General features: G+C 28.8%; 11 protein-coding genes, 3 pseudogenes and 1 other annotated feature. Of the genes and pseudogenes, 2 read left to right on the forward strand and 12 right to left on the reverse strand.

The features are described 5' to 3' along the window. Positions 1-52 precede the first annotated feature (52 nt). The 5 genes and pseudogenes from plsY to rplU all read right to left on the reverse strand — a co-directional run bounded on the left by plsY (position 53) and on the right by rplU (position 2,979). On the reverse strand, positions 53-649 hold the full coding sequence (plsY, locus tag HMPREF9127_RS06255) for a glycerol-3-phosphate 1-O-acyltransferase PlsY (protein WP_009448610.1): 597 nt from the start codon (positions 647-649) through the stop codon (positions 53-55). Continuing rightward, a complete protein-coding gene (der, locus tag HMPREF9127_RS06260) occupies positions 642-1,967 on the reverse strand; it encodes a ribosome biogenesis GTPase Der (protein ID WP_009448591.1) in 1,326 nt (441 codons plus the stop codon). Before der ends, plsY begins: the two co-directional genes overlap by 8 nt. Before the next feature lie 81 nt (positions 1,968-2,048). Beyond that, complete coding sequence (gene rpmA / locus HMPREF9127_RS06265) at positions 2,049-2,327, reverse strand: 50S ribosomal protein L27 (RefSeq protein WP_004832215.1); 279 nt, start codon at positions 2,325-2,327, stop codon at positions 2,049-2,051. Positions 2,328-2,330: 3 nt separating this feature from the next. Next, the gene (locus HMPREF9127_RS06270; protein WP_009448624.1) at positions 2,331-2,669 is read right to left on the reverse strand and encodes a ribosomal-processing cysteine protease Prp; all 339 of its coding nucleotides are present in this window, start codon (positions 2,667-2,669) and stop codon (positions 2,331-2,333) included. Continuing rightward, positions 2,669-2,979: pseudogene (gene rplU, locus HMPREF9127_RS07915) on the reverse strand (50S ribosomal protein L21). The gene HMPREF9127_RS06270 and the pseudogene rplU overlap by 1 nt, the downstream one beginning before the upstream one ends. Positions 2,980-2,989: 10 nt before the next feature. Then, positions 2,990-3,058 (reverse strand) — a sequence feature (ribosomal protein L21 leader region). 474 nt (positions 3,059-3,532) lie between these two features. On the opposite strand from rplU, the gene HMPREF9127_RS06275 reads away from it, so the two are divergent. Then, positions 3,533-6,292 carry a transglycosylase domain-containing protein gene (locus tag HMPREF9127_RS06275; protein ID WP_255261728.1) on the forward strand — a complete coding sequence of 920 codons (2,760 nt, stop codon included), beginning with the start codon at positions 3,533-3,535 and terminating at the stop codon, positions 6,290-6,292. Positions 6,293-6,329: 37 nt separating this feature from the next. On the opposite strand, the gene mnmA is transcribed toward HMPREF9127_RS06275, so the two are convergent. The 5 genes and pseudogenes from mnmA to HMPREF9127_RS06300 all read right to left on the reverse strand — a co-directional run bounded on the left by mnmA (position 6,330) and on the right by HMPREF9127_RS06300 (position 11,793). Continuing rightward, a complete protein-coding gene (gene mnmA, locus HMPREF9127_RS06280) occupies positions 6,330-7,406 on the reverse strand; it encodes a tRNA 2-thiouridine(34) synthase MnmA (protein WP_009449076.1) in 1,077 nt (358 codons plus the stop codon). Positions 7,407-7,416: 10 nt separating this feature from the next. After that, a pseudogene (locus HMPREF9127_RS09850) lies at positions 7,417-8,246 on the reverse strand (DegV family protein). Between the two features lies 1 nt (position 8,247). Continuing rightward, a pseudogene (glmM, locus tag HMPREF9127_RS06290) lies at positions 8,248-9,581 on the reverse strand (phosphoglucosamine mutase). 166 nt (positions 9,582-9,747) lie between these two features. Then, positions 9,748-11,019 carry an MFS transporter gene (locus HMPREF9127_RS06295; protein WP_009448856.1) on the reverse strand — a complete coding sequence of 424 codons (1,272 nt, stop codon included), beginning with the start codon at positions 11,017-11,019 and terminating at the stop codon, positions 9,748-9,750. Positions 11,020-11,208: 189 nt separating this feature from the next. Continuing rightward, the gene (locus HMPREF9127_RS06300) at positions 11,209-11,793 is read right to left on the reverse strand and encodes a methyltransferase domain-containing protein (RefSeq protein ID WP_009448843.1); all 585 of its coding nucleotides are present in this window, start codon (positions 11,791-11,793) and stop codon (positions 11,209-11,211) included. Between the two features lie 182 nt (positions 11,794-11,975). On the opposite strand from HMPREF9127_RS06300, the gene HMPREF9127_RS06305 reads away from it, so the two are divergent. After that, on the forward strand, positions 11,976-12,176 hold the full coding sequence (locus HMPREF9127_RS06305; RefSeq protein WP_004832232.1) for a DUF1858 domain-containing protein: 201 nt from the start codon (positions 11,976-11,978) through the stop codon (positions 12,174-12,176). A 99-nt stretch (positions 12,177-12,275) separates the two neighbouring features. Here HMPREF9127_RS06305 and HMPREF9127_RS06310 read toward each other — a convergent pair whose 3' ends face one another. Together HMPREF9127_RS06310 and HMPREF9127_RS06315 are read right to left on the reverse strand one after the other, a co-directional pair. After that, positions 12,276-13,691: an aminoacyl-histidine dipeptidase gene (locus tag HMPREF9127_RS06310; protein WP_009448902.1), complete on the reverse strand. Its 1,416-nt coding sequence runs from the start codon at positions 13,689-13,691 to the stop codon at positions 12,276-12,278. Between the two features lie 9 nt (positions 13,692-13,700). After that, entirely contained in the window at positions 13,701-13,967 is a 267-nt protein-coding gene (locus tag HMPREF9127_RS06315) for a glutaredoxin domain-containing protein (protein WP_009449129.1), read from the reverse strand.

Below are 13,967 nucleotides of genomic sequence, written 5' to 3' on the forward strand. Positions count from 1 at the left end.
TGTTTTTACAATTTAAAAGCAGAAAATCTTTCGACTTTCTGCTTTTTTTAAATTATTTTTTTATTTTAATTTTATTTTCATTGCCATTTATGAGTCTTACAATATTACTCTTATGTCTATATATGCTTAAACTTGCTAAAAGAAAAAATGTTGATAAAACATAAAAATTTCTATATACAAAAAATATATATGATATTGGTAAAACTAAAGTTGTTGTAAGCATTGATGCCAATGAAATGTATTTACTAAGTATAACTATCGTTACAAATATTAAAATCGCTACAATTGCAATTTTATAGTCCAAAAACATTATAAAGCCGAAAGATGATGCAATCCCCTTTCCACCTTTAAAATTTAAAAATACGGGCCAATTATGTCCTAAAACTACAAATATACCGGCTAATAACACGCCATATAATCCCAAGAGCTTCATTCCAATAAAACAAGCTAAAATTGATTTTAAAACATCAATAATAAATGTTAAAACTCCTGCCTTTAGTCCAAAAACTCTCAATGCATTTGTAGTCCCTGCATTTTTACTTCCATAATCTCTTATATCTTTATTAAACAATAGTTTTCCAAAAATCATACCACCTGAAATATTACCTAAAAGATATGCAATAGCTATGCAAATGATAAATTTAAACATTTTCTTCTCCTCTTGCTCTAAGTTCAAAAACTATAGGAGAAGAAGTAAAAGAAAAATTCTTTCTTATTTGATTTTCTAAATATCTCAAATAAGAAAAATGCATCAACTCCACTTTATTAACAAATATTACAAATTTCGGTGGTCTTACTGAAACTTGACTTGCATAGAAAATTTTAAGTCTTTGTCCTTTATCAGTAGGTGGTGAATTATGAACAACTGCATCATTTATAATATCATTTAAAATTCCTGTTGAAATTCTAGTACTATAATTTTCATCTGCAATTTTGATTGCCTCAAACAATTTATCAATTCTTTGTCCTGTTTTAACTGAAATAAAAACAAGTTGAGCATAAGGAACGAAACTTAATTTAGTTCTTATATCATCTTCAAAAGCCTTATATGTCTTATTATCTTTAACAATCAAATCCCATTTATTAACCGCAATAATTAAAGCCTTATTTTGCTCTTTAGCAAATCCTATAACTTTTGTATCCTGTTCGGTAACTCCTTCTGTTGCATCAATTAAAAGAATTGCAATATCTGATCTTTCAACTGCATTTAAAGTTCTTACAACACTATATCTTTCCAAATTTTCAGTTATATTCTTTTTTCTTCTAAGCCCTGCAGTATCAGTGAAAATATAAGTTTTTCCATCTATTTCAACTCTTGAATCAATAGAATCTCTAGTAGTTCCGGCAATATCAGAAACAATCATTCTTTCTTCTCCAAGAATTCTATTCATTAAAGAGCTCTTACCTACATTAGGTTTACCAATCAATGCAATTTTTGTTACTTCATCCTCTTCGCCCGTATATTTGTTTTCAGGAAACTCTTTAATTATTTCATCAAGTAAATCCCCAAGTCCAAAACCTTGAGTTGCAGAAATAATATTTAATTTTTCATAACCAAGCTCATAAAATTCATAAACTTCCATAGGCGTTTTATGAGTGTCTATTTTATTTACGGCTAGTATAATAGGTTTCTTAGTTCTCCTTAGATAGTTTGAAATTTCTCTATCTTCATCCATTAAACCATTTCTTCCATCAACTACAAATAAAATTACATCTGCATTTTCCATTGCAACATCAGCTTGAGCTTTAATCTTTTGTAAAATTATATCATCACTATTAGGCTCTAAACCTCCTGTATCACAAAGTATAAAATGTTTATTTTGCCATTCTGCATCTTGATATAATCTATCTCTTGTAACACCCGGAGTATCTTCAGTAATAGCTATTCTTTTATTTATAAGTTTATTAAAAAGTGTTGACTTGCCAACATTTGGTCGTCCAACTACACAAACTAAAGGTCTTTCCATAAATTCACCTCCATCTTCTTAATATATATTTTAACATATTTTGTTATTTAAAAAAATAAGCTCCTCTAAGGGAGCTCATTATTATACTGGATAAATAGAAACTTGTTTTTTATCTCTACCTTTTCTTTCAAATCTTACAACACCAGAAACTTTAGCAAAAAGTGTATCATCTCCACCCTTACCAACATTTACTCCTGGGTGTATTTTTGTTCCACGTTGTCTAACTAAAATATTTCCTGCAAGAACGAATTGTCCATCCCCTCTTTTAGTACCTAATCTTTTAGCTCTACTATCACGACCGTTCTTAGTACTACCTAAACCTTTTTTACTAGAAAAAAGTTGTAAATTAATTTTTAACATACTCTACACCTCCTTATAATAAATCTCAATATATTTATTATATACTTCTTTCAATGATATAATGCCAACTTCAAAAGTTTTTATTATCGTTTGAATATCTCTAATTTTAGTTTCATCAAATTTTTCAATATCTATCATCATCTTTAAATATCCGTCTCTTACTTCCAAATTCAAATCTTTAGAATCTATGGAACAAATCTTTTCAATAGAATTAGGTGTATTCATAGATAAAATAGATAATGATGCACAGAGAATATCATTCTCTTTACTAAAATCAGCATGTCCATCCATTTCAAATCCATAATATAAATCTTTTTTCTTAAAAATATAAATATTAGTCATTAAAATGCAATACTTTCAATCTTAACTTTTGTAAATGGTTGACGATGTCCTTTTTTCTTTCTATAATTTTTCTTAGCTTTGAACTTGAAAATTATAACTTTCTTTCCTCTTCCATGTCTTTCAACAGTTCCTTCTACCTTAGCTCCTTCAACTACTGGAGAACCAACTTTAATATCTCCATCTTTAGAAACTAAAAGAACTTTATCAAAAGATACTTTAGAACCTTCTTCAACATTTAATTTTCAACAAAAATGCTTTGTCCTTCTTCAACTTGGTATTGTTTACCACCAGTTTCAATTATTGCGTACATAGTGCACCTCCTCATTCTTAAGACTCGCCGAATTAGGTGCTATGCTTCAAAAACCTAATCCGTGCGGTAACACAACAAGTAGTATAACATAAAATCAATAAAAAATCAAGATTTTTAAAAATTTTCACAAAAAAAGAGTTATATAACATTTGTAGATTAAAAGATTGAAATTTCAACAAAACTAAATATTTATATTATTTAGTTTGTGATATAATTATTGTAGTCTTGTGCTAATAACAAGACTACAATAATTTCATTATAATTAGCTTGATTTAATTATCAAAATGAAATTATAATATAATAAATACAGTCTAGCCACAATGCACTAAACTGTATTTATTGCATCAAAATTACCTTAATAGTAATTTTTAATATGATGTTTTATTTTACTTTTAAAATAAGATAAAAAGTAATTAATATAAAAATAAAATGATTGTTATTTGAGGAGGTTTTTTATGTCAGAGAAAAAATAAAAAATATACAATCTAAACAAACTAAAAATGAGAAAAAAAGTTTTCTAAAAACAATTTTCAAAGTTTTAAATATCACTATATTGACAATTTTAATGATTGGTGCAGGAATAACAGGTATTTTTGCAACTACATTTGTCGATATTATGAAAGAAACACCGGTTGTAGATGCAACCAATATGAACGAACTTATGATTCAATCATCAAAAATACTTGACAGAGATGAAAATTTGGTTGAGAAAATAGAAAATTTAGAAAACAGAACAATAGTAAAACTAAAAGATGTTCCTGAACATTTAATAAATGCCTTTATTTCTATTGAAGACGAAAGATTTTATTCCCATAAAGGTGTTGACCCAATTGGAATAGCAAAAAGTCTTTTAGATACTGCTAGAGGAAGACTTAGAGGTGGTTCAACTATCGCTCAACAATTAGCGAGAAATATGTATCTTTCAAACGAAAAAAAGATTGAAAGAAAGTTAAAAGAAGCATATCTTGCTATAAAAATAACAGATACTATAAAAAGAGAAGGTGTTCTTGAAGCATATTTAAATAGAGTTTTCTTGGGACAACATTCCTATGGGGTTCAATCTGCAAGTCAAGGATATTTTTCTAAGGATGTAAAAGACTTAACTATTGCAGAGTCGGCACTTCTTGCGGCAATCGTTCAAAGTCCTACAAACTATTCTCTTTATAAAACTATAAAGCCGGAAAATGTAAGTGATGAATCTGCTGTAATAAAAGATCTAAACATCGGTGGTCAAGTTTATAAAGCGGTATACAATCCGAAAGTATTGGACAGACAAAAATATGTTTTGAAAAAAATGTATGAACTTAAAAAAATAACTAAAGAAGAATATGAAAATGCACTAAACGAAGACGTATTTTCCGCTATAAAACCTAATAAAGGTTTTGAAAGAGAAGTTTCAACTTATTTTACTGAGTATGTTAAATACCAAGTAGCTGAAAAGTTAATGAAAAAGTACAATTATACAAAAGAAGAAGCCTGGAATAAAATTTACAATGGCGGACTTACTATTCATTCAACAATGGATCAAACTATTCAGAAAAATTTAGAAAAACTATACAGTGATTTTGCAAATGTTATGAAAGCTCCAAAGAGAGGAAATCCTGCTTTCGCTTCTTTTAACAAAGATAAATCAAGTAATATCACTGATTCAAAAGGGAAAATTATACTATATAAAAAATCTAACCTTATTGACGGAAATAATAATATAATAATACCAAAAGGTGAGTTTACTGTAAATGAAGATAAATCATTAGAAATAAAAAGCTCAAGGGTTTCAATTTATCAAAATGTATTGTCAATAGCAAGTTTTTATACAGTTAACGACCAAAATAACCTAGTTACACATGGAATTGGAAACTTTCAAATTCCGGAAGGAAATTTAACTTCAGAAAGCGATAAAAGTTTTAAAATTAATGCAGAATTCTTTGAAACTTATAAAGATTTTTATAGTATAAATGATAATGGAAGTTTATCTTTAAATTCAAAGTATTTCCAAATAGATGAAAAAGGTACATTGCAACCCCAATCATCTTCCGTTGTAATGAATCATAGAACAGGTGAATTAATCGCTATAATTGGTGGTAGAGAAACAACCGGACATCCCCTAAACAGAGCTTACAGAGTTCCAAGACAACCTGGTTCAACAATGAAACCATTAGGTGTTTATACTCCCGCATTGGATAATGGATATACTGCAGCTACCGGAATTGAAGATGCCCCACATTATAATGATAAAAAAGAACTTTGGCCAAAAAACTGGTATAATGGCTATAGAGGATTGCAAACTTTAAGACAAAGCCTTGTACAATCTATAAACGTAAATGCTGTAAAAACTTTAGAAGATATTGGAATTGAAAAATCTAAAGAATATTTAAAGAGATTCGGTTTGATAAACGAAGAAAATGAATTGGATGATACTTATGTTTCAAGATCAGAAAGTGTGGATTATAACGATGAAAACTTGTCAAGTATGGCTTTAGGAGCTATGACAAGAGGTATAACTAACTTAAAAATGACCGGAGCTTATGCTGCAATAGCAAATGACGGAAAATATCTTGAACCTATTTCATTTACAAAGGTTGTTGATTCAACAGGAAAAGTTATTTTAGAACCGGAGCAAAAACAAAGAGAAGTTACTTCTAAAGAAAATGCTTTTATTATGAGAGATATTTTAAAAGGTGTTCCGGATGCAATGGCAAAAGGTGCAAAACATCCAACTATAGAAGTATCAGGAAAAACAGGTACAACAAGTGATATTAGAGACTCTTGGTTTGTAGGATTTACTCCATATTATACAATTGGAACTTGGATAGGATTTGATAATCAAAATATTGAACTTAGTAACAATAATTCTATGGCTGCTACACTTTGGGGAAAAGTTAATAAAATAGTTTTAGAAGGAAAAGAACCTAAAAAGTTTGATCCACCTTCTGAAAATATAATTCAAAAATATGTTTCTATAAGATCCGGTTTACTAATACCTGAAGGTTCAGGAGGAGGAATTTACGAATACTTTGTAAAAGGTACTGAGCCTACAAAATATGAAGAATTGTATTATATAATTTATCAAATTGATAAAAGAAATGGAAAATTGGCAAATACTACAACAAAAGATAAGTATATTGAAAACAAAAAGTACTATATAAAACCGGAAGCTTATAAGGAAGGTAAAACTGATTATGCTCAAGGAGATTTTATAAATCCACCTCCAACAGAAGTTTCTGAAATAATAGATTCGGATAATTCACAAAATCCTACTGATGACAATAATTCAAATAATAATAATAACAATAACAACAATAACGGAGAATAAAATTACGATAAAAAGAGTTGCAATTAGCAACTCTTTTTTAGTATACTTCATCTATTATTCCACCACCGACTACTATATCATCCAAATAAAATACAGCTGATTGTCCTTTGTTCGGAGCTCTTACCTGTTTTTCAAATTCTACAAATAGCTCATTATTTTTATAAAATAATATTGCTTTTGTTTCACTTTGTCCATGTCTTACTTTTACACTTACTTCTAATGGCTTTTCCAAAATATCAAAAGGTATAAAATGTTCATCCCTAATTCTTATTTTATCTTTGTAAAGTGAATCTTCATCTGATAATGTAACAGTATTATCTATTGCATTTATTTTTGAAACGAAAACTCTCTTCCCTAACGCGATTCCAAGTCCTTTCCTTTGTCCTACAGTATAGTAAACTATACCTTTATGTTTTCCAAGTTTATTCCCATTTTCATCAATAAAATATCCTTCCTTTATCAATTCAGGATTTCTCTGTTTGATAAATAATCCATGATCTCTATTTTGAACAAAACAAATTTCTTCACTGTCTTTTTTTGAATAAGTCAAAATATTCTCATCTCTAGCGATATTTCTTACTTCATCTTTTATTAAATCTGCAAGTGGAAATAATGTTTTTGATAAAACTTCTTGACTTGTATTATATAAAAAATATGTCTGGTCTTTTTTTGAATCCTTTGCTCTTTTTAATAGATATCTATTATAATTTTTGTCAAACTCGACTTTTGCATAATGTCCCGTAGAAATAAAATCTGCTTTTAGTGGCTTTATTTTCTCTACAAAACTATTAAATTTAATATATTTATTACAAGCAACACAAGGATTTGGAGTGTAACCAAGAGAGTACTCTCTTACAAAATTTTCAATTACTTTTCTATCAAATTCTTCCCTAAAGCTCATTGTATAGTGCTTTACTCCCATAGCTTCAGCAACAATTTTTGCATCCATAACAGAAGATAAAGAACAACAGCCCTTTTCTTCATCATAAAGATGCCCTTTAGGTACTAAATTCATAGTAACTCCAATTACTTCATATCCATCTTTCAATAACAAATGGCAGGCAACACAACTGTCGACCCCGCCACTCATTCCTAAAATAACTCTTCTATTCAAAATTACCTCACTAATAACTGATAATTATTCCGCCTTCATTTTCATAAGTTGAAGATAAACCTCTTGCAGGAACAATTAAAACATCTTTAAAATTATATCTTTCAACAATTTTATCCTTTATTTCTTTTGCTCTTTCTAAACAATTACAATGAGTTATAACCAATATTTTTTCTTCAAAATTAGAACCATTTGCACCTATTGCATCAATAAGCTCACTATATGCCTTTTTTAGACCTCTAACTTTCTTATAAATATCTATTTCTCCATCAACCCCCTGCATAACAGGTTTTATTGAAAATGCAGATGCAATCATAGCTTTTATTTTAGAAATTCTACCATTTTTTATTAAATTATCAAGACTTTCTAAAACAAAAATATATTCATTTCTGAAATATATTTTGTAACATCATCAACTATTTCTTGAAATGACATTTTTTTATCTATACATTCTTGTAATTTCAATGCAACTAATGTTTCACTAGCTGCAGCAGATTTTGTATCAAAAACATGAATTAATCTTTTGCCTTTTTCAAGTACCATAGTTTTTGCCAAACAAGCATTAGAATATGTTGCACTTAACTTTCCAGATAAAGTAAGACAAAAAACTTCTTTTGCATCTTCAAATTTATCCATAAAAAGTTTAGGAGAAGGTGCTGCTGTTTTTATAGAACTAGCATTTCTCATTGCTTGAATATATTTATCGACATCTAAATTCTCATCATCTAAATAATCAACATCATCCAGTTGTAATGTCAAAGGAACTAATTCGATATCTAGTTTACTTTTCATCTCCTCAGTTAAATCACAACAACTGTCAGCAACTATCAATCTTTCTTTCATACTATCCTAACCTCTCTTCAATAAATTTAGCAAGTTTTTTAGCTTCAACTTCTAATTCTTTTTGATTTTCTCCTTCAATCATCACTCTAACTAAAGGTTCTGTTCCAGAAGGTCTTATTAAAACTCTTCCATTTCCTGAAAATTTTTCTTCTATTTTCTTTATTTCAGCAACTATTTCTTTATCTTGTGAATAAGCATTTCTGTTTTCTAATTTAACTTTTGCATTTACTAAAACTTGTGGATATGAAATCATAAGTTCATTAAAATACGATAATTTATTTATACTACTTGCAACTAATTCACAAATTTTTAGAGCTGTAAAAGTTCCATCTCCTGTCGTACTGTCATTTAAGAAAATCATATGTCCTGATTGTTCAGCTCCAAGAATATAGTCATGTTCAAGCATTTGTTCAAGAACAAATCTATCCCCAACTTTTGCTGCAACAAAATCAACATCTATTGAATCCAAATATTTCTTTAATCCGATATTACTCATAACTGTTCCAACAACAGCATTATTTGTAAGTTCATCTTTTTCTTTATAAGACTTTGCCATAGCTGCCAAAATATGATCTCCGTCCATAATATTCCCTTTTTCATCAACAGCTAAACATCTATCAGCATCACCATCAAAGGCAAATCCCATATCAACATCATTTTCTAAAACAGCTTTTCTTACAACTTCCATATTTGTACTACCACAATTTAGATTAATGTTCTTGCCATCAGGTGCAGTATTTAAAGATATAACTTCCATTCCAAGTTCTTCAAATAATTTTCTGGCAATTTTATAACTTGCACCATTTCCAAAATCTACAGCTATTTTTAAGTTTGAAAAATCCGCATCTACTCTTGATTTTAAATAATCTGTATAAATTGAAACTGCCTCTTTTTCTTCCGTAAAAATTCCTTCGTGAATTTCTCCAAAATCAAAATTTTCATCATCTAAAATATTTTCTACTCTAAATTCAATATCGTCTGAAAGCTTAAATCCATCTTCATTAAAAATCTTTATTCCATTATATTTAAAAGGATTATGAGATGCAGAAATAACAGCACCTCCAACCGCTTTAAAATATTTAATTAAATAAGCAACAGTTGGTGTAGGTGCAATTCCAATGCTAACTACATTAAATCCCATTTCCAACAACCCTTTTGCTAAACTATCTTCAAGATTTTTTCCGCTTTCTCTAGTATCTCTACCTATTATAAATAATTTTTCTTCTTTATCTTTTAAATATATCCAACAGATTTTCCAATTTTATAAGCCAGTTCGTTAGTTAAATTTTCGCCATAAACCCCACGAACTCCATCTGTTCCAAAATAATTACCCATTTTTTCTCCTATTTAAGTTATAAATTTATTCACGATTATATACATAATCAAAGTAATTATATCATAAAATCTTAAAAAAATCATTATTTGTAATAAAAAATAATGTATCAATGCACTACAACCATTTGTTTTTTAGTCATTATCAGTACAGATACATTATCTTTATTTAAATCTTTTCTTTTATTTTAAATTGTGCCATTAATATACTTACCAATGTTATTCCAATTACAATAAGATAAATTGATTTGTTTTGCTCAAAGCCTAAAATCCCTTGTGGAATTAATTTTGAAATCCAAAGATAAACTCTGTCTCCAAAATATACTCCCATCGCAAAAAACAATTGAAATATTCCCATACTTACATTTCTATCTTCCTTTTCAAAATATTGCATTGCCATTGAAATCAGACAAGTATATGCAATTCCATATCCAAAACCGTTAAATACATATCCTAAAAATGCTGGAAGATAAGAATTCGTTAATAAAATTATTATATAAAAAACTAAATTTGAAGCCAGTCCTAAAACCAAAGTTTTTTCAATTCCGATTTTCTTTGCAAAATACGTTCCTGCAAGTACACTTGCAATAAGTTGAGGAAATGCGAATAAAACATCAATATACGCCAAAAATATTGGGGGCATATTCAAATTAACTTTTGCATAGGCAATCATATTTGCACCGGATGTTGAAAACTTTATAAATGAAACTAAAATTGCTATCAAACAGATATAGAAATATCCTTTAAATTCAAAAACTTTCTTTACTTTCTCAAAGCTAAATCTCTTTGCAGAATAAGAAACGTCTTTAACAAAAAAAGTTAAAATTAAAGCTACAATTGAAATTGTTGCAGAAAGAGTCCAAAGCAATTTAAAATTTTTATATGTTCCATAAGTTGATAAATATTGAATGGGTGCTGCTATAAATTCTGCTAAAAGTGGTGCTATTGATAATATAGATGCAGAAATTGCTGCTTTTTCTTTAGAAAAAGTCTCTGAAAACAACACATTGAAAACCGCAAGCATTGAAGCACATATTCCCATAGCTATTGATGAAAAATAAAGGCTACTATAACTTGGCTTTAAAACCACCATCAATGATGCCAATGTCAAAACAAAAAGTGCAATTTGAATAAATATTTTTTTCCTATTAAAAATATCACTTAATATAAAAATAGGTAGTCTTATAAAACAGCTTATAAGTCCATATGCAGAAGTTATCTGTGCTGCTAAAACAATTGAAAAGCCTAGCCCTCCCTCTTCCATAGGACTTATGGCATAAAGCTTTCTATATGCTCTAACTACAGTTATTCCACTCCAAAAAAGTACAAATAACCAGAATATAAGTTTTTGATTTCTGTCTAAATCATATTTTTTTGAAATAAAAAATATAATTATAAAAGTTAAAATTATCATAAAAATTGATGAATAAAGTTTATACATTTTTCACTCCTAATTCTTTGGCTTAACTGCCAAAATTTTACCACGTCTTATATATTTCTTTAAATCTAATTTATGTCCCCATTTTGCAAGGTATTCTTCAGTTAATTCCTCTTCAATTATTGTATAGAGTTCAAAACCGACATTTTTTAAAATACTCTTTAACTTCTCCGAAGTTATAGATCCTGCGACTCAAGTAGCATAAAAAATCGGTTCATCTTTAACCCACGATGGCAATTCATTAAACTGAACAATATCCGAAATTGAAATTCTTCCTCCAGCTTTTAAAACTCTAAAAATTTCAGAATACACCTTTTCCTTATCTTCACATAAGTTTATAACACAATTTGAAATTACACAATCAACAAAATCGCTCTCAACTTTAAGATTATCTATATCTGAAACTCTAAAATCTGTATTTAAAAATCCTTTTTTCTCTCTTATGTAATTTGCTTTTTCAATCATTTCAGAAAGTCTGTCAATTCCAATAACTAAGCCTTTTTCTCCAACTATTTTACAAGCCTTAAATACATCCATACCTTTGCCACAACCCAAATCTAAAACAATTTCACCACTTTTTAGATTAGCATTTTGAATTGGATTTCCACAGCCCAAGCCAAGATTTGCTCCGTTTTCTATATCTTCTAAAGTATAACCTAAACTTAAAGCAATTTTCTTTTCTATTTCTTTACTATTATCGCTATCTCTTAATCCATCATTTACAGCTATATTTTTATATAAATCATCTATAGCTTTTTTACTATCACAACATTTCACAATAAGCCTCCATACAACTTAATTATTTTATCACAAAATACAATATTAGTCTAATTTAGTATTTAATATTTACCACAATATAATTTCAACTTAACAATTCTAATTTTTACCGTCATATATATCTTGATTTTTTTCTAAATTCCCTGTATTATATGGGTATAAGATAACTAGGAGGTGCAGTTATGAAAATAACAAAAGATATGTTAATAGGAGACATTATCCAAATTCATCCGGATGCTGTTGAAATTCTATTTAATTTTGGACTTTCTTGTGTAGGTTGTCCTGCAAGTCAAATGGAAACTCTTGAAGAAGCTACAATGGTTCATGGACTAAATTTAGATTTACTTCTTGATGTCTTAAATGAAAATAACACTTCAGTTTAGAACAAATTCCTCACCTTTCACAAAAGTGTTCGGTGAGCAGTACATAAAAAAATCGCGAGTAAAGTTATCGCGATTTTTTATATATTATATACTTATTTTTTATAATTTTTCTAATAATTCTTTTACAAATTCAAAAGTTCTTTGAGTTGAAGGAATATTCAATCTTTCAACAGGACTGTGAACATCTTTCATTGTAGGTCCTATTGATATCATTTCCATATCAGGGAATGTATCAACAAAAACTGCCGGTTCTAATGCAGCGTGAACAACTTCTACTTTCATTTCTTTTCCTGTTAAATTCTTATAAACTTCTAATGCAGTATCTCTTAATTTTGAAACTTTTGCAAATTCCCAAGGTTTATAATAATCTTCTAAAGTATATTCAACACCATTTTCTTCATAAACTTTCTTTACAATATTAGTATATTCTTCAAAAGTCTTAGGATTTGAACTTCTTAATGAAAGTGTAAATCTAACAAAATTTCCATCAAATTTAATCATAGCAAAGTTATCTGAACATTCAACGATTGAAGGATATTCTTCCATCATTGAATACACTCCATGAGGAATATTTCTAATTACATTTTCAATTTTTTCTTGACATCCTTTACATAAAACTTCTTTTTCATTTTCAACTTTTTCTATGGAAACTCTCATATCTTTATCAAGTGGATATTCACTAATTAATTTAGAAAAATCAAGATTAAAATTGTCGGAATCACTCGTAAAAATAACTTTTGCATCTCTAGGAATAGCATTATGTTTAGTTCCACCTTCAATACTAACTAATCTGTAATCCGCTATTTCTTTAACCATATCCATAGCTCTAAGAGCAAATTTTAATGAATTTCCTCTTTGTTGATGAATTTCCATTCCGGAGTGACCACCAAGCATATTATTTACAGATAAAACAAAAGTATTTTTCTTATCATTTTCTTCAAATTTAACCTTCAAAGTTCCCATAACATTATGTCCACCTGAACAACCTGATAAAAGCACTCCTTCTTCCTCTGCGTCAATATTTAAAAGTTTTCTGCCTTTTAATAATTCTCTCTTTACAGCTCTAGCTCCTGCCATTGTTCTCTCTTCATCAGTAGTTACAAGCAATTCAAGTGCAGGATGTTTAGCTTCTTTATCTTCCAAAATAGCAAGTCCCATTGCAACTGCAATTCCGTCATCAGCTCCTAGAGTTGTACCTTCGGTCTTAACCCAATCTCCATCCACAATTACAGGAATAGGATCAACTAGAAAATCATGTTCAACTCCGTCAGATTTTTCAGCAACCATATCCATATGTCCTTGAATAACAACGGGTTCATGGTTTTCATACCCTTTATATGCAGGTTTTCTTATAACAATATTGTTGCTTTCGTCTTGAATAGTTTCTAGTCCTAAAGACTTTCCAACGCTGTATAAATAATCGCTGACTGCCTTTTCATTTCCTGATTCTCTTGGAATCTTTGTAAGCTCTTCAAAATAATAAAAAACTCTTTCAGGTTTTAAATTTTCTAACATAATTGCCTCCTATTTATTATATTCATCAAATTCTTCTATGCTGAAAAGTATTTTTTCCCCATCATTTATTACCATTGCAGGAATTCCTATTGAGCCTTTTTCTTTTGCAAAATCAAATGCAGAATTTTCTCTAAATTTTAAAAATTTTTTAAGATTTGCTAAATTTTCAGTAATGTCTAAATACAAATACTTAACTCCTCTTTCATCAAGTGCCTCTTTCATAACTATACAATCAGGGCACATACTTGAACCAAAAACAACTTTTTTCTTAACCAT

This window comes from Parvimonas sp. oral taxon 393 str. F0440, from assembly GCA_000223315.2.
Lineage (GTDB): Bacteria > Bacillota > Clostridia > Tissierellales > Peptoniphilaceae > Parvimonas.